This is a genomic window from Clostridiales bacterium (genome assembly GCA_018333995.1).
In the GTDB taxonomy this organism is placed as follows: Bacteria; Actinomycetota; Coriobacteriia; order Anaerosomatales; family SLCP01; genus JAGXSG01.
The window spans coordinates 22,624-37,415 of the sequence record JAGXSG010000008.1; the positions used below are offsets into that span (position 1 = coordinate 22,624).

Annotated in this window: 18 protein-coding genes, 2 tRNA genes and 2 pseudogenes; 5 read left to right on the forward strand and 17 right to left on the reverse strand. The window is 62.2% G+C overall.

Features of this window, described 5'->3' with window-relative positions; translation table 11 throughout:
- Positions 1-32: 32 nt before the first annotated feature.
- From KGZ40_02310 to KGZ40_02330, 5 genes are all read right to left on the reverse strand, one after another.
- The gene (locus tag KGZ40_02310) at positions 33-689 is read right to left on the reverse strand and encodes a hypothetical protein (protein MBS3956354.1); all 657 of its coding nucleotides are present in this window, start codon (positions 687-689) and stop codon (positions 33-35) included.
- A gap of 39 nt (positions 690-728) precedes the next feature.
- Positions 729-1,235, reverse strand: coding sequence for a hypothetical protein (locus KGZ40_02315; GenBank protein ID MBS3956355.1), 507 nt, complete (start codon positions 1,233-1,235; stop codon positions 729-731).
- A gap of 100 nt (positions 1,236-1,335) precedes the next feature.
- Positions 1,336-1,752 carry a response regulator transcription factor gene (locus KGZ40_02320; protein MBS3956356.1) on the reverse strand — a complete coding sequence of 139 codons (417 nt, stop codon included), beginning with the start codon at positions 1,750-1,752 and terminating at the stop codon, positions 1,336-1,338.
- Positions 1,753-1,942: 190 nt separating this feature from the next.
- Positions 1,943-2,608 carry a response regulator transcription factor gene (locus KGZ40_02325; protein MBS3956357.1) on the reverse strand — a complete coding sequence of 222 codons (666 nt, stop codon included), beginning with the start codon at positions 2,606-2,608 and terminating at the stop codon, positions 1,943-1,945.
- Entirely contained in the window at positions 2,605-3,210 is a 606-nt protein-coding gene (locus KGZ40_02330; protein MBS3956358.1) for a sensor histidine kinase, read from the reverse strand. Before KGZ40_02330 ends, KGZ40_02325 begins: the two co-directional genes overlap by 4 nt.
- Positions 3,211-3,758: 548 nt before the next feature.
- Between KGZ40_02330 and KGZ40_02335 the strand changes: the two genes are divergently transcribed.
- Both KGZ40_02335 and KGZ40_02340 read left to right on the forward strand, forming a co-directional pair.
- Complete coding sequence (locus KGZ40_02335) at positions 3,759-3,869, forward strand: hypothetical protein (GenBank protein MBS3956359.1); 111 nt, start codon at positions 3,759-3,761, stop codon at positions 3,867-3,869.
- A tRNA-Arg gene (locus tag KGZ40_02340) sits at positions 3,855-3,931 on the forward strand. Before KGZ40_02335 ends, KGZ40_02340 begins: the two co-directional genes overlap by 15 nt.
- Before the next feature lie 52 nt (positions 3,932-3,983).
- On the opposite strand, the gene KGZ40_02345 is transcribed toward KGZ40_02340, so the two are convergent.
- Positions 3,984-5,096, reverse strand: a complete 1,113-nt coding sequence (locus tag KGZ40_02345) for a L,D-transpeptidase (GenBank protein MBS3956360.1) — start codon at positions 5,094-5,096, stop codon at positions 3,984-3,986.
- Between the two features lie 128 nt (positions 5,097-5,224).
- Between KGZ40_02345 and KGZ40_02350 the strand changes: the two genes are divergently transcribed.
- Positions 5,225-5,788 (forward strand): sigma-70 family RNA polymerase sigma factor, encoded by a 564-nt coding sequence (locus KGZ40_02350; GenBank protein MBS3956361.1) that lies wholly within the window; start codon positions 5,225-5,227, stop codon positions 5,786-5,788.
- A gap of 617 nt (positions 5,789-6,405) precedes the next feature.
- On the opposite strand, the gene KGZ40_02355 is transcribed toward KGZ40_02350, so the two are convergent.
- Positions 6,406-6,558 carry a hypothetical protein gene (locus KGZ40_02355; protein ID MBS3956362.1) on the reverse strand — a complete coding sequence of 51 codons (153 nt, stop codon included), beginning with the start codon at positions 6,556-6,558 and terminating at the stop codon, positions 6,406-6,408.
- 126 nt (positions 6,559-6,684) lie between these two features.
- Between KGZ40_02355 and KGZ40_02360 the strand changes: the two genes are divergently transcribed.
- Positions 6,685-6,759, forward strand: a tRNA-Val gene (locus KGZ40_02360).
- 492 nt (positions 6,760-7,251) lie between these two features.
- Here KGZ40_02360 and KGZ40_02365 read toward each other — a convergent pair.
- The 5 genes and pseudogenes from KGZ40_02365 to KGZ40_02385 all read right to left on the reverse strand — a co-directional run bounded on the left by KGZ40_02365 (position 7,252) and on the right by KGZ40_02385 (position 10,341).
- A pseudogene (locus KGZ40_02365) lies at positions 7,252-7,560 on the reverse strand (recombinase zinc beta ribbon domain-containing protein).
- Between the two features lie 201 nt (positions 7,561-7,761).
- Positions 7,762-8,202, reverse strand: a pseudogene (locus KGZ40_02370) (recombinase family protein).
- Positions 8,202-9,251 (reverse strand): hypothetical protein, encoded by a 1,050-nt coding sequence (locus tag KGZ40_02375; GenBank protein MBS3956363.1) that lies wholly within the window; start codon positions 9,249-9,251, stop codon positions 8,202-8,204. Before KGZ40_02375 ends, KGZ40_02370 begins: the two are co-directional and overlap by 1 nt.
- Complete coding sequence (locus KGZ40_02380; protein ID MBS3956364.1) at positions 9,248-9,457, reverse strand: hypothetical protein; 210 nt, start codon at positions 9,455-9,457, stop codon at positions 9,248-9,250. The genes KGZ40_02375 and KGZ40_02380 overlap by 4 nt, the downstream gene beginning before the upstream one ends.
- A 59-nt stretch (positions 9,458-9,516) precedes the next feature.
- Positions 9,517-10,341 (reverse strand): hypothetical protein, encoded by an 825-nt coding sequence (locus KGZ40_02385; GenBank protein MBS3956365.1) that lies wholly within the window; start codon positions 10,339-10,341, stop codon positions 9,517-9,519.
- 819 nt (positions 10,342-11,160) lie between these two features.
- Here KGZ40_02385 and KGZ40_02390 point away from each other — a divergent pair.
- Complete coding sequence (locus KGZ40_02390) at positions 11,161-12,927, forward strand: restriction endonuclease (GenBank protein ID MBS3956366.1); 1,767 nt, start codon at positions 11,161-11,163, stop codon at positions 12,925-12,927.
- A gap of 167 nt (positions 12,928-13,094) precedes the next feature.
- Here the strand turns inward: KGZ40_02390 and KGZ40_02395 are convergent, their stop codons facing one another.
- From KGZ40_02395 to KGZ40_02415, 5 genes are all read right to left on the reverse strand, one after another.
- The gene (locus KGZ40_02395) at positions 13,095-13,451 is read right to left on the reverse strand and encodes a DUF2325 domain-containing protein (protein ID MBS3956367.1); all 357 of its coding nucleotides are present in this window, start codon (positions 13,449-13,451) and stop codon (positions 13,095-13,097) included.
- Positions 13,448-13,699, reverse strand: a complete 252-nt coding sequence (locus tag KGZ40_02400) for a hypothetical protein (GenBank protein ID MBS3956368.1) — start codon at positions 13,697-13,699, stop codon at positions 13,448-13,450. Before KGZ40_02400 ends, KGZ40_02395 begins: the two co-directional genes overlap by 4 nt.
- 137 nt (positions 13,700-13,836) lie before the next feature.
- Complete coding sequence (locus KGZ40_02405) at positions 13,837-14,067, reverse strand: DUF2905 family protein (GenBank protein MBS3956369.1); 231 nt, start codon at positions 14,065-14,067, stop codon at positions 13,837-13,839.
- Between the two features lie 5 nt (positions 14,068-14,072).
- Positions 14,073-14,453, reverse strand: a complete 381-nt coding sequence (locus KGZ40_02410) for a peptide chain release factor-like protein (protein MBS3956370.1) — start codon at positions 14,451-14,453, stop codon at positions 14,073-14,075.
- A gap of 45 nt (positions 14,454-14,498) precedes the next feature.
- Positions 14,499-14,693 (reverse strand): ferredoxin, encoded by a 195-nt coding sequence (locus KGZ40_02415; protein ID MBS3956371.1) that lies wholly within the window; start codon positions 14,691-14,693, stop codon positions 14,499-14,501.
- Positions 14,694-14,792: the final 99 nt, after the last annotated feature.

The following is a 14,792-nucleotide window of genomic DNA, read 5'->3' on the forward strand; positions in this document are numbered from 1 at the left end:
CGTGGGCGCGGCTAGGCGTTGCCCGGTACATGTCACGGCGCAACGTACATGTTGTACTGCACCGCGTCGAGTTGGATATCGAACTCAAGTTCGGCGTCTTGTGGCGCGCCGCACAACACGTGGAACCAGAAACTCATTTCGAGCGGATTGGTGCCCGGATGGATCTGTGCTCCGAGGTTGTCGCCCCACAGGATCTCGATGTCGTCCACGGTGTCCCCGTTAAGGTCGAGCGGTACGACCGGGTACGGGGGCTTGCGGATGACCGTTTCGTTGTTGATGATGACGCTGTCGAACTTGAGCGGTATCGTCCCGTCGTTGTAAGGGTAGACGTTTACGCTGTTGAAGTAGCTCGGATAGACGTTATGCATCGTCACTCTGACGGTGTCGTTCCTGCCGTCGTTATCGGTGTCGACGAGGATGGCCTCGCCCCATCCGACGTTCTTGGTGCCGGGTCCGGGCCACGGGTTTCTAAACCCGTCTCCGCAGGTCCAGTCCACCGGTGTGGCTGTGCCGCCGAACCACGGCGGCGGCGTGGTGTCCATCACCGAGACGGACACGAACGACCAGTTCAACTCACCGGTCTCGATCCGGCCGTCGATCGCGACGGAATCGGTCCAGCGGGCGTGCCCGACGCCGAGCAGTGACAACCCGGCAAACAGTACGATCACGACGGACGAGAGTCGTTTCACGGGCTCACCGTCCTCTCAGGTCGAGGTCTGACGCTGCCACTACTCCGGCGGGAGGTTCCACTGGCCGACATCCACCTCGACCGAGAACGTGTAGGTGGCGAGCTCTTCCGCTTCGTTGTCGAAGTGGACCGTGAGCGTCCCAGGCGCAGACCCGCCGGGGTGTACCTGTGTCTCCGCGGGGAGCCCCGTAACGTCGACATCCATGTACGCGGGAAGCTGTGAGACCGTGACCGCGTCGACATGAAGCGGGATCGTTCCGGTGTTGAGCAGGGCGAACTCGCACGTGTAGGTGATGCTCGGATACCCGTTACGCACCGTGACCCAGAGCGTCTTAGGGTCGTCCGGATCGACCACAGCCGTGATTTCGCTGTAGTTCTTGCCAGTGATCTCGCTGTCGGAGCACATGACGTCGTCTATCCCGGCACTGAGGCTTCCCGTGTGGACCGTACCGTCGATGTTCACGCTGTCGGTCCACCGGGCCAGACCGAGGCCCACCGTCAACAGTGCCACTAGCAGCAGGGTGCTTACCACACCTATGCGTTTCATAGCGCGACACTTCCTTTCGTTCTTGACTTTCGATACATCCATCGCCTTGTCCGTTTCAAGGCGTTTCACCGTCGGCGCTCGCTCCCGCCTCCTTTCTCGATCACCGCGGCTCTATCCCATTGTTGGTCCCGTGCTTGCCGGGGGGCGTGTCCATGCTGGCGGCGTCCCTGATCGCGGCGGGCAGGGTGCCAGGGGCTGTGTGCTTCGTGACGAACGCGGCCGCACCCGCCTCAAAGGCGGCCCCGCGCAGCCATGGGTACTCATGGCCCGTGAGCACCACCACTCGCGACGCCGGATGGCGGCGGTGGATCTGCCGCGTCGCCTGGATTCCGTTGGTCTTAGGCATGAATACATCCATGACGACCACGTCAGGGCGCAACTCCTCATACGCGCTCACGGCGCGCTCTCCATCTGAGACAGCACCCACGATGTCCATGTCGCCTTCCTCATGCAGGAAGCGGGAGAGCGCGGCGAGATAGTGCCCGTTGTCGTCGGCAATCAACACTCGGATGGACACGACGCCCCTCTCGCAGGATCGCCCGGAAGGCAAGCGTACGCGGGAGAAAGAGTGTCAACATCGTCTCTAGGGACTGAATGTGTACCCGCGTTTCGGACCACTACCTGGCCGTGGGTACAGGGGTACCTGACTGCGGGTGCGGCACGGATACGGGACGTGCCGACGAGGCCCAGGCGGTCCGGCTCGGCGGTTAGTCGTCCGGGTGCACGAGGTGCAGCCGGTAGGCAGCCGTCGCGAGTTCTGAGCGAGTGCGTGCGGCGGTCTTGCTGAGGAGGTTGCCTACGTGGTACTTGACGGTGCGCTCCGAAATGAACAGGGTCTCGGCGATTTCGGCGTTCGACCTGCCATGAGCCACATACACCCAGACCTCGCGCTCCCTCGGGGTCACGCGGTAGGCGGTGCTCGCTTCGCACGACGCGGGCTGCATCACCTCGCACAGCATCTCCGCGTGGACCGCGGTAAGACCTCCGTGCACGCTGCGGATCGCCTCCGCGAGAGCGTCGGAGTCGACGCGGTCCTTCGTGAGGTAGCCCGAAGCTCCGTTCTGAAGCGCCGTCCGCACCTTCGACGGGTCGTTCATGCTGGTGAGTACTATCACGCGTGCCGGGCACCCGCGTTCGTTGAGCGCTCGCAGGATCGTAAGCCCGTCAATGTCAGGGAGCCGCAGGTCGAGCAGCACGACATCGACCCGCACGTCACGTAGGCGCTCCAAAGCTTCCGATCCGTTCGCGGCCTCGACGGCTACCCTGATGTCGTCGTGGTCGTCGAGAATCCTGCGCAGTCCCTCCCGCATGAGGGGGTGGTCCTCGACGAGGCAGACGCGGATCGCTTCGGATGTCGTAGGGGTAGCCGTCACGCGGGGAACCTGACCGAGACGATCGTGCCCTCGTTTGGCGTCGACCTCATGGCGAACTCGGCATCAAGCAGCTCGGCGCGATCGCGCATGCTCACCAACCCGTGACCCCGGGGGACTTCCGTTGGCCCATCGATATCCGGAATTCCGCACCCGTCATCCTCAACCGAGCAGAGTATCCCATCGTCGCTAAAGCTCACGACGACTCTGATCGTTGACGCATGAGCATGCACGAGAGCGTTTGTCACCGCTTCCTGGACGATGCGGAACAAGGCGATGCGCACTGAATCGGTGAGGTAGCGGCCGTTTTCGTCGCCCTCGAAAACGCACTCGATCCGAGGTTCGGGATGTTGCGTTCGAACGTCGTCGAGAAACACGCGAAGCATGTCGCCAACCACCGGTTCGTCCAATGCCGCCGGGCGATGATACGCGATGATCCCACGTATCTCGTCAAGGGCGGCCTGGATGAGGCCGATCGAGTGGGTCATGAACTCCTCGCACGCCGGGTCGTCGGCGAGCCGACGTGAGCCGCGGCGTAGTTCGAGAAGGGCGGCGGTGAGGGTCTGCACAGGCCCATCGTGCAGGTCGTGAGCGACGCGTCGCATCTGACGCTCCATGCGGAGGTGCGGCCCGTCGGTGGCTATCCCATTGGAACATTGGCGCCTGCGGCCGTGAGGCATCTTCGCAGCTCCCCCCGTAGTTCAGGTGCACGTGACTCTCAGGTGACGACACTCGGGTCACCTGCCAGGTTCCAGCTCAGCCCTCCGAATATACCCAAGTTGTCATTTCGGCTCGTCGCGTCATGCGTTCATGCGTATCGACGCCGCATGGCCCCAACCACTAACGAAGCGCAGCGCGCGGAGTTCCACAAGACGATCTGGCGGATCGCGAACGATCTCCGCAGTTCCGTGGATGGGCGGGACGTTAAGAGCTACGTGCTACGCTGACGTCGAACGTGCCTGTCCCGGCGCGAGCCGTCCGACAATTGTGCGGGTGCTGGGCGCTCTGCGAGAAGCGGGTGGGGTCCGCTGTGCGAAGGGCGGGCGTGACGCGACGTGGGAGCGGCTGGACCAGTGAGCCATTAACAGTATCAAGTAGCCGCGAGTGATAGCGTTTTCGGAAGTACGTTTGCCTCAAGCCAGTCGAGATCAACGTGGACTACATCCTCATGCTTGTCGAGAAGTGGCGCGCGTCCCACCAAGACGGCGCCGATAAGGAGGTCCGCGCCTACTTTGATACACTGCGAGGCGCCCCCATCGTCTAGCGGCCAAGGACGCCGTCCTTCTCGGGACGGAGACGGAGATTCGAATTCTCCTGGGGGCACCAGTATGCATCCACGTGCCAGACGCATGTCGGGGAGCGAGACGCACGCGGTGTGTTACTCGCGAGTGAGCACCATCGTACCGAGCGGGACCTGCGGAAAGAGTTCGAGTACGTCACGGTTGTACATCCGGACACACCCGTTCGAAGCCATCGTGCCGATGCTCGCGGGGTTGTTGGTGCCGTGGATGTTGTAGGCGGTGTAGGTGAATCCGTTTGCTGTGCGCCGATACATACGTAGCTTGCGTGGGCCGTAGATGCCGTTTGGGTCGGTGTAGTACTTAGAGTCGATTCGCCAGACCGCCACCGGCGTCTGGGTGCTTGGCTTGCCGATCGCTACCGGATACGACTTCACAAGGTTGCCACCGACGATCCAGTACAGACGAAAGTCGGACTTGTCGATTACGATGCACGTAGGCCACGGCCACGGTGTGCCAACTGAAAAATCCCGGTACTCGTACGCGGCGGGATACTCGGCGTTCCCGCTGTATGACGCGCCGATGCGCCACACCCCCGCGTATGGCACCGTCACATCGGCCACGTACCGTGTCCTGGTCGGCGTCCATCCGCTCCATCGTGCGCTTACCGTTTTCTGGAGCACCCACTCGCCGTGAATCCTCTGGTAGAACAGCAGCCGTATGGGGCCTATGGCCGCTTTCCTATCCACGCTGCCGGTCACGCCAAACACCGAGTTGCGCGTCACAGGCACAGGTACATTTGGGGCCGAGAGGTTCGCCCCTGGATCGGGGGCCACGCCAAAGTCCCGATACTCGTACGCGGCGGGGTACTCGGCGTTCCCGCTGTACGACGCGCCGATGCGCCACACCCCCGCGTATGGCACCGTCACATCGGCCACGTACCGTGTCCTGGTCGTTGTCCATCCGCTCCAACGCGCGCTTACCGTTTTCTGGAGCACCCACTCGCCGTGAATCCTCTGGTAGAACAGCAGCCGTATTGGGCCTATGGCCGCTTTCCTATCCACGCTGCCGGTCACGCCAATGAGACGATCTGCGTAAACCGTCGCGGGAACGTTGGGAGCCGAGAGATTCGCCGAGCTAGTGGCCTCGGTGGCGGCTGCGGAGGCGGCTCCTCTCGCGCCCGCTAGCATCATGATGGCAAGAATGGCGCACAGTAACACAACGGGACGGACGCACCGGTACGCGGCGTGCATGGCGGCTCCTTGCGGACTCGTGGTGCGGCGGCGATCACGTGAGTGCCGCCGTCCTCATGCTTATTATGCGATCGTCAGCTCGAGAATGCGATGATTCAATCACGTGTGTTGGGCTTCGGGAGCTGTTCATGCCTACAAGTGGTCCATTCGAGTCGGTCCTCATCGCTGCCAGGCATGGTGCCGAGTGGGCATGGGAGCGCCTCGTTGGCGATCTTGACGGCTCGCTGCGTGGATACGTGCGTCGACAGGGCGGTGTGGATGTCGACGATCTGTTGGGTGAGACATGGCTTCAAGTAGCCAGAGGACTAACGCGTTTCTCTGGTGACGAGGCGGCGTTTCGTTCCTGGGTGTTCATGATCGCTCACCATCGTATCGTCGACGAACGGCGACGCATCAGGCGCAAGCGCGTCGATAGCGTTGAAGCGATCGTTCTCGATGAGGCCGCGACGGAGGTACGCTCGGCGGAGTCAGAAGCCATCGAGCGCATGGCCGACGAGGAACTCCTGCGGATGCTAGACATGCTCCCGCAGGACCAGCGTGAGGTTATCGTCCTGCGATTCGTCGCTTGTTTCGGCGTCACCGAAATCGCGCGTATCGTCGGTAAATCACCGGGAGCGGTCAGGGCTCTTCAGCGCCGGGCGTTGAGGCGCCTTGAGAAAATTCTTGGCGAAGGCGGTACGTTTTCGCCGTAGCGTGTCGGTAACGGGAGTGAGATGAAACGTTCGAAGCGATACTACGACGAGTGGGCGGAACGGCTAGCTGCCGGTAACCGTGACCCTGGCGATGAGGACGCGGTATCGGCGTTCGTCACTTTGCTGCGGTCCGGTCTGGCTGACGAGCCGGCCGATTCGCAGTTGCCCGCGACTCTCGCAGCGGAGGTGCTGCGCTTTGCCGAGGACGTTCCAGACCGTACCCGTACGGTGAGGCGCCGAACAGTGCGACCCCTCACGATGAGATGGAGGCGACGCGCCATGATCAGCACATTTCTTTCGACGTTGCTCGGCAAGATCGTGGCTGGTGGTCTCGCCGTTGCGGTTGCGGCCACGGGTGCCGCAGCCACCGGTACTCTGCCTGACGCCGCTCAGCAGCGGGCCGCAGACGCTTTCGGAGGAATCGGTATCGAAGTTCCCGCTCCGGACCGCGCTCCTGAGGAAGGCATCGGCGACGGAACCGATTATCAGGACGACGGCACGGTTGCGGGCAGTCGCGAGACGACCCCCCCGGTGCTTCCGGAGGAAGCCTCGGATACGGCAAAGGCGGTCATCGGCACGGTATTTGGTGGCGACCCTGCTGAAGGGCGCGACTTCGGTCAAGCCGTTGCCCGGACTGCCTCTGGTGGCGCTGTGAACGGAGTCCCGGAGACGCCGTCGGCACCCGATTCTCCCGTGATCCCGGATCGGCCTTCGGAGCCGGCCACACCAGGGAGCCCTGAGATCCCCAACAGGCCGGGAGTGCCGGGCATCCCCGAGCGGCCGGAAACCCCAGAGCTGCCCGATGACGCGAGCGAAGGGCTCGGACGTCGGCCGTAGTGACTGGGTGAACGACTCCACGCAACCCCGGTGTTAGAATGTCTCCCGCACCGCAAAACGGGCGATTAACTCAGCGGGAGAGTGCCTCCCTTACAAGGAGGAAGCCGGGGGTTCAAATCCCTCATCGCCCACCATGGATGACAAAACGCCCCTTCGGGATCTCTGCGGAGATACTCGAAGGGGCGTTTTAGCTGGTAGGAGCCGATGGCGCAGTCGGTGAGCTCTGCGTTCAAAACCACGGCAGCAAGAAGGCGGCGCTTGCCCTCGGTGTCAGCGGTCGCGAACTGCGAGCGAGCGCCCATCGCAGCCCTGGCTACCGCTTCTACCTGTGCGGTCTTGTCAGTCGTGCCGCACTTGAGAGCCGAGAGGCGGCGTTCGAGAGTGCGCCGGGTCTCTGCGATCTCGCCAGCCTTCACACGGTACGCATCGACAAGAACGATCCCGTCGAGGTAGGAGTCCAGGAGCTTTGAAGCTTTGGAGTCGAGCTCTGCGATCTTGCGCGTGAGCTCTGAGCGCTGCTGGTCGTGCGTCTCGATCTCGTGCTCATCGAGGGCGCGGGAGTCCCGCACGAGCATGTCTACGATCTCAGGCGTGATCTCGATCTCGGCAAGCACCGTTTCGAGCTGATCGAGCAGGAGCTCTTCGCGTGTGTAGCTGCGCTGAGAGCATGCCTCCTTGCCCTTGCCCTTGGTGCAGCGGTAGTAGACGTAGCCCTTCTGGCGCTCTGCGGTGATCTTGCAGCCGCACTCACCGCACACGAGGTAGTCGCGAAGCGCAAAGGTGTGCTTGGTGCGCTTGGGGCCGGTCTGGCGAGGGGAGAAGACCTGCTGCACGCGCTCGAAGAGCTCACGAGCTATCAAGGGCTCGTGAGCTCCGGGATAGGTCTGGCCTTTGTAGCGGACGTCCCCGCAATAGATCGGGTTTCTCAGAAGCACATGGAGCATGGAGGCGGTAAACGGTCTGCCTGATCGTGAGCGGTAGCCGTGTCCGTTGAGATCGCGCGCGAGATCGGCAAGGGAGATGTTGCCAGCCGCATAGCGCTCGAAGGCAGCGCGCACCATCGGAGCGGTCGCGGGATCGGGGATGATCGAACGGGTCTCGCGGTCGTTCACGTAGCCGGTCGGCGCGCGGTGAGGCCAGCCGCCTTGCGCCACCTTTTCGTCCATGCCCTTCTTGACCTCTTCGCGCAGGTTCCCGAGGTAAAACTTCGCGACCGAGAGGTTCACGTCACGCAGGAGCTCGCCTTGCGGAGTATCGGGAATGTCACCGACGACATAGCGCGCTTTGACCCCGAGGTCTTCGAGCGTGATCTGATCGCGGAAGTTGCGGTAGAGCCGATCGAGCTTGTGGGCGACAACGATACGCACGTCCGGGTGCGCTTTGAGGTAGGAGACCATTTCGGCGAAGCGGGTGCGCCCCGCCTTGCCAGCGCTTTCGGCTTCGATGAACTCGGCGACAGGACTAATCCCCTGGGCCTCACAGAAGGCGCGTATGGCCTTTGTCTGCGCCGGAATGGAATAGCCCTCCGCCTGCTGCTCCTTCGTGCTCACGCGGGCGTAGATGACGCATGCAGCCATCAGAACGGCACCCCCTGCTCTGCGATCTGGCGAGCTCGGGCCTTAGCGACGAGCTCGGCGAACTCGATTCCGCGATCTGCGAGTTGCAGCTCTGCGAGGGGCAAGGCGTACTCCATCACAGAGAGCAGATCGTCTTGATCGCAGTATGCCCCGAGAGCGGCGAGCGCACCATAGAGCCGGGCGATGACCCGCTCTTCGTGTTCTGCGCGAGAGGCGTAGCGCACGCGGGGTTCCGGAGCAGACGCGCCCCAGAGCTCGCGCAGCGTTGCCCAGACCGGATCGACCGGCCAGCGCGTCTTGTTGCCATCGGTCGGGATGCGAAGCTCGGCCCACGTCATGCCGAAGGCAAACAGCCGCGGAAGCTTGGCAAAGGCGGTGGCGACCGCGCGCGCATTGAGCTCGTTGAGCACATCTCCGCGAAGCTGCACTTCGAAACGCCAGACAGCACGCGACGGATCGTAGTGCGCCACGCGCTCCCAGACTTTTGCATATGCGGTCTTCTTCTTGGCCGCAAGCTCAGCGTCTTTGCGGTAGATGCGAAGCACCACATCACCCTTGCCGATCTGGTAGGAGATACCTTCGCCCTCTTCGGTCTTCTGGCGAAAGCTTGCCGGGCAGACGATCCGTTCGATATCGCCACAACCCGGCTCCCAGCCGTGCACATCGAGGCACAGATCGATCCGGGAGAGCGTGTAGGGCTTGTCCGCACCGAGAGCGGCGGCCAGGCGCGTTGCGCGTTCGTAGAGGGGCTCGTGGCCGCAGGTGGCAAGTGATGCGGCGAACAGGCGCACCGAGACAGGCGGGATGCCCTTCTGGGCAATCGAGACGCGCAGCTGCATATCGGCATCTGAGAGCACGAAGCGGTACTTCCCGAGCCCTTTGGGGGAGACGAAGAGCTCGTGATCTGCGATCCGGTAGCTTTGCGCCTCGTCGGTAAGCTGCGCGCGGTCCTTCGCCTCCTGGAGTGTGGCGACGAATCTGTCTTCGAGCTCACCGGCAAAGGTGGCTTCCAACGTGTCCACACCGCAGTAGAGGAGAGAGATCGTCACGTCTTCTCATCCTCTGGTCTGTAAACAGAATCCCCCATGTTATAAGCGGCGGGGGATTCGAGACCCTCTGTGCCAGGCGCGAGCAGACCGTCAGCGATCAGATCGATGAGCAGGATCGAGAGTGCGCGTGCTTCGCGTGCGCTCAGGGCGCATCCGCGCCCTTGGAGCTCGGCGCGAAGCTCCGCGCCCACCTCGTGTCTGCCCATGTGATCTCACCTCCAAGACGGTTGCGTTCGGTCTTGGAAGCGAGGTTAGAGAGTCAGCGTCAGCCCTTCGGGGACTTGTAGTCGAAGATTATGTCCCCGCGTCGTGCTGTGCGGATCGCGAGCTTCTTGATCCGTTCGGTCTCTTTGGTCGCAAGCCAGGTGTAGTGCTCGAACTCCTCGTCATCGTCGGATGCGAGCAGATCGGGATAGAGCTCAGTGATGTTGTCGTGTGCGATCTGCTCGAAGGTCTGACCCTCCTGATTGAGGCGGTAGTAGCGCGCACCTTCTGCCGCCTTGCCGCTTCGCTTGGCAAAGGCGGCATCGGGGAACGCGGCCTGCGCCTCTTCTTCAAACCATTCCATGAGCGCGGACACGTCAGAGGCAGGCGTGGCGATCAGGAGCACGAGCGGGCTCTTCTCGCCTTCAGGTCCGATGTCGGCCCGGTAGACGGTTCCGCCGTAGGAGGCGAGCATCGGTGCGGCCTCGCCTGTCGAGGCGTACGTCCAGATCGCGTCTTCGAGCCACTGGTCGAAGCCGATCTTGTCGAGGAAATGATCGAGGGTCGGCCCGAGGCGGTTCGCCGGAGCGCGGCTGGCGATGTAGTCGGCAAGAGCGAGCAGGAGGCGGCGGAGGCGCACTCGCTGGACCTTACGCGAGAGGCCGGGGAAGAGCTGACGCTTGAGGGTGAGCCCGTCAGACTCCAGCCGGGAACGGATGCGCTGGCGGACCTGCTCTTCGGTGAGTCCCGCTTCTAGTTGCTTTCGGGCCCACTTAGCGTAGTCCCGGAACCCTGGCGCGGCAGCGAGCAGGTTTCCGTGCGCGAGGCTCTCGATCAGGACTCGCTCTTTGGGCGGTTTTCGTATCTTGTACTTTGGCATGGCCATGGCACAGACATTACATGATGGGCCTGACAAGATGTGCCCCTGACAGGATGCATGCCACGTAGAGCTTGAGGTAAGCTGTTTAGCGAGGTCTACGATGATGGCGAGTGAGGGGGACAACGTGAGAGAGTTGCCTATGTCTGGTGCCCTAAGCGCAATTCATGAGGAGGCACTGAGACTGCTCGAGTACGAAATGCCGAAGGAGGTCCGGGAAGGTCTCGCGCTCATAATCTCAATCGCGCGCCATCAGGCCGATGTACGGAATGAAGCCGAGCGTTCCGCGGGCTGATCGTTGAAAGGCCAGCGGAGAGAACACCATGAACCACGAAGAATCCGACCCGCAGCGGCGCGACGCAGTTCTTGCTCTCGTTCTGGGGACACTGGGTACCTGGGCTCTCCCGCGCTTTCTGCTGGTGCCCCTATTCGAGGCTTTTGGACTGACATTTGGCTGGTGGACTTACGTAATCGTATTCGTCGCAGGAACGGCTGGTGTCTACGAGGCGGTTGCCAAGCCGAGAGCTGTGGAAGTCATTGCGTACGGTCCGCCGAGGGGCACTGCTACTAAGTCCCGCGACTACTGTCCTGGGTGTGGTCATCAGTTGTTGGACTCAGACTCGTACTGCTCAGGCTGCGGCCAAGCCCTTCAATCCCACGACGATAGGAAGCCGTGGTTGATACATCGCCGTCGTCAGTCGTCCCCGTGGACACAGGTGTTGCACGCTAGGCCCTTCGCATATCTGTAGATCGACGCGCATCCACTATCGCCCGCTATGGCTGAAGCACTTGGAACGTGAGAGCTCTCACAACTAGTCGGAGAGTTACATGAGTGAAATCGGGCAACTCACACAGACCTACACCAAGTCTGGCCTGCCGCGATTTGCTGTTGAGGTGGCGCATGGTGAGTTGCACAAGTACCAGGTAATCAAAGGCGACAGCCAACAGGTTGTGTGGACGCGGGCTCTCGCCAAGGCTGCTGAGTGGGACAGCATGTGGCAGCGGCGGATTGACGCCGAAGAGCGCAAACTGCTGCGGGCACTAGCGGCGCAAGAGGTCGCGGACAACAGACAGACGGCCTTCGAACGGACTGCAGAGGCCAGGGCCGAGATCGACGCACTCGGCTCTATACTGCAAACGGCGCTCGAGGCCAATTGCACCGTCGACTGGGAAGCTCTCAAGGACCGTTCTTCGTTTCCCGTCCCACGGCCCGAATCCCCCAAACCGCCGGCCGAACCCGTGAAGCCGCAGCCCCATCCTGAGCCGACCCAAGAGGCTTTCAACCCCAAGTTCGGGGTGCTTGACTACTTCAGTGCCACAAGACGACAGACCCGACAAGGCGCAGCGGCAGCTGCATTCGCAGCGGCACACGCCGAGTGGGAGCAGAGCATCCGCGATCAGGAGGCCGCATACGCAGCTGCAGTCGAAGCTCGTGCAGCGGCTGAACGAGCTAACGCCGAGCAGCATGCGCGTGAAATAGAGGAATGGGAGCGACAGAAGCAGCAGTACTGTGCGCAGCAGCACGCTGAGCACATTGCGATTGACGAGCGGGCGGAGCGTTATCGGACGGGCATCCCTCGCGCGATTGAAAGCTATTGCTGCCGGGTCCTTGACACGTCGGAATACCCCGATTGTTTTCCTCAGGAGTACGAGCTTGAGTATCTACCATCAAGCAGAATGCTCGTTATCGACTACCAACTGCCATCGCCTCAAGACTTGCCGACCGTTGTTGAGGTCTCCTACATTGCTTCGCGCGATGAGTTTCGAGAGAAGACCGTTTCCGAGCGTCAGCTATCACAGATATACGAGAGCGTCCTTTACCAGACGGTATTGAGGACTCTTCACGAGCTATTCGAGTCCGACACGATACAGGCAATAGAAGCTGTCAACATAAATGGATGGGTCCAATCGGTTGACCCCTCCACAGGGAAGTCCGAGGACTCCTGCGTCCTGTCCGTCCGAGCGATGAGGACTGAGTTCCTGCAGATGGACCTGGCGCACGTTGATCCAAAAGCCTGCTTCAAGAAGCTGCGCGGCGTGAGTGCGTCGCGAATACACTCACTCACGCCGGTGGCGCCTCTCCTAACGATGTCTCGTGAAGACAAACGATTCACAACATCCTACGAAGTCGCGGCGCGGCTCTCGGAGGGGGAGAACATCGCGGCGATGGATTGGGAGGACTTTGAGCACCTGATTCGGGAGCTATTTGAAAAAGAATTCGCTGTACGAGGCGCTGAAGTGCGAGTTACGCAGGCCAGCAGAGACGGTGGAGTCGACGCAGTCATTTTCGACCCAGACCCGCTGCACGGTGGCAAGACCGTTGTACAGGCCAAGAGGTACACCAACACGGTGAGCGTTAGCGCCGTCCGCGATCTGTACGGGACCATGATGAATGAGGGAGCCAACAAGGGTATCTTGGTAACCACCGCCGAGTACGGACCTGATGCGTACGACTTCGCTACGGGTAAACCACTGGTCCTCCTCAATGGGGGCAATCTTCTACACCTGCTTGCGAAGCACGGGCACGTCGCGCGGATTGACCTGAAGGAGGCCAAGCTGCTTGGCGCGGATCAGGACCGACCACCAAGGGGCTGATGGGCTACCCCAGGCAGTAGGCCGCTACATGTCCACTAGCCGGTACAGCGGCTAGCCCGTTCGAAGCGCATCAACTATCGCCCACCATGAAACTCAGCGAGGCCCGTGGAGCAGCAGCCACGGGCCTCGCGTATGAGTGCGTTGTCGCACACGACGCCCGCCGCAAACTAGCGGCGCTTCCTCGCACCTTCGCATCCGCATGCGCCGGGGCACCCGGGGCAAGGCCGATCACACCTGCACACACGAGCGAGTTCAGCGACTGATCTCCGTACTGCCGAGACGCTCGAGCGGTGGGTGCAGACGAGCTCGACGTCGTTGGCGCGAGCGAGGCGGTAAACTTCGCGGGCGGCCTTGTGTGAAACGAGGTCCGTGCAGAGTATGACTCCGTCGGCGGAGGCGATGCGGTCGCTTAGCCCGGGCCGGAAGCGGCTGAACACCTTGATGGTGAGGCCCTCGTGTTCGTCAGCAATCGCGGTGTAGTGAGGCGCGAGACGATCCAATCCGCCAATGAGTGCGACCGTCATCGGGAGCCCTCCTTCTCGCTGAGCAGCTCCACTTCAACTGAGCCGGCGGCCGAAAGCGGCAACGTGACGATCCGCACGCCCTCAAGCTCCACCTCGGCGAATGCCGGAGCCGAGCAGGGGTATCTCGCGAGAACTCGAGCTGTGGCACCCGGCTGTACGCCGAGCGCGGTGTAGCGGCTTACACGGCTAGGGCTCCCTGTCGATGACAGGACACACGGTGCGGCGATAGGCACATCTGCGAGGGACATGATGCACTCTCCCAAAACGGCTCGGTCGATTAGGAGTTAGCATATACTAAGACTTGAGAGAAGTACAAACAAAATCTTGGCGGTCTCGGTGCCTCGGCCATCAGGGAGGGCAGTCCGCGAGTACTCGCGCACGATGATCAGCGGTTGAGGATCCTGAGAATGACGTTGATTACCACGGTCAGTACAAGACTGAGCACGATCATCGAGCCTATCGGCACGAAGCAGCCCCAGCGCTCTCCGGAAAGCCGGAGATCTCCCGGAAGCGCTCCGAGCCCCAGGCGGCCACCTAGCCACAGGGCCACGCCGATCACGGCGAGCACGAGCCCCGCCAACGCGAGCGCCTTTCCGATGGCCTGGAGATCCGGCATCGGCCTCACTCCTCTTCGGGGGCGCGCCGCATGCGCTTGACGCTTGACCGGTGAGTCTTCGACGCGAGCCGCCGCGTCTTTGCCGCCACGCTCGGACGGGTAGCTACTCGTTGTGGGGCGTTAGCGAGCGCCTGGGCCTCGGTCAGGCGCTCCCGCAGTCTGCCGAGACAGGCGATCTTGTTGCGTAGTTGACTGCGCTCCCGCTGGCACTGTACCCGCATCCCGGTAGGGTGGTGGACGAGCCTGACCGCCGAGTCCGTCGTGTTTACCGATTGCCCGCCTGGACCGCTCGAGCGAAAGACGTGGACCGTGCACTCCGCGAGGAGTTCGTCGTCGCCTTCGGGGATGCGGTACCCCTCCGGCAAGCGAAAACCTGTCGGCGTCATGACCGCGTCAGCACCTCAGGGTGTCCTGGCGTGATCACGCGCGTCTCATCCTTCGGTGATCGAGATTGCGTCGACAGGACACATGTCCTCGGCATCCCTGATCGCACCGTAGAGTTCGTGGCCTGGATTCGCCTCGATCACGTGCGACAGGCCGTCATCACGAAGCTGGAACACCTCGGGACATGTCTCCTCACACACGCCGCACCCTATGCACAGGTCGTGATCCACGAGCACTCTCATCGGATGCCTCCTCTCGTCGCGTCGCCATGCGTTCTCCGCTCGGCGCAAGAGCACGGCCCAACGCGCATCGTGTATACGGATGATACCCCAGCGCTGTAT

Coding starts and splice junctions, on each gene's coding strand:
- KGZ40_02345 (MBS3956360.1), bottom strand. CDS start 5,096: ATGCACGCCGCGTACCGGTGCGTCCGTCCCGTTGTGTTACTGTGCGCC.
- KGZ40_02395 (MBS3956367.1), bottom strand. CDS start 13,451: ATGACGGTCGCACTCATTGGCGGATTGGATCGTCTCGCGCCTCACTAC.
- KGZ40_02400 (MBS3956368.1), bottom strand. CDS start 13,699: ATGTCCCTCGCAGATGTGCCTATCGCCGCACCGTGTGTCCTGTCATCG.
- KGZ40_02405 (MBS3956369.1), bottom strand. CDS start 14,067: ATGCCGGATCTCCAGGCCATCGGAAAGGCGCTCGCGTTGGCGGGGCTC.
- KGZ40_02355 (MBS3956362.1), bottom strand. CDS start 6,558: ATGCCCGGCACTCCCGGCCTGTTGGGGATCTCAGGGCTCCCTGGTGTG.
- KGZ40_02330 (MBS3956358.1), bottom strand. CDS start 3,210: ATGCGACGCGTCGCTCACGACCTGCACGATGGGCCTGTGCAGACCCTC.
- KGZ40_02315 (MBS3956355.1), bottom strand. CDS start 1,235: ATGAAACGCATAGGTGTGGTAAGCACCCTGCTGCTAGTGGCACTGTTG.
- KGZ40_02380 (MBS3956364.1), bottom strand. CDS start 9,457: ATGGGCAGACACGAGGTGGGCGCGGAGCTTCGCGCCGAGCTCCAAGGG.
- KGZ40_02390 (MBS3956366.1), top strand. CDS start 11,161: ATGAGTGAAATCGGGCAACTCACACAGACCTACACCAAGTCTGGCCTG.
- KGZ40_02350 (MBS3956361.1), top strand. CDS start 5,225: ATGCCTACAAGTGGTCCATTCGAGTCGGTCCTCATCGCTGCCAGGCAT.
- KGZ40_02385 (MBS3956365.1), bottom strand. CDS start 10,341: ATGGCCATGCCAAAGTACAAGATACGAAAACCGCCCAAAGAGCGAGTC.
- KGZ40_02410 (MBS3956370.1), bottom strand. CDS start 14,453: ATGACGCCGACAGGTTTTCGCTTGCCGGAGGGGTACCGCATCCCCGAA.
- KGZ40_02415 (MBS3956371.1), bottom strand. CDS start 14,693: ATGAGAGTGCTCGTGGATCACGACCTGTGCATAGGGTGCGGCGTGTGT.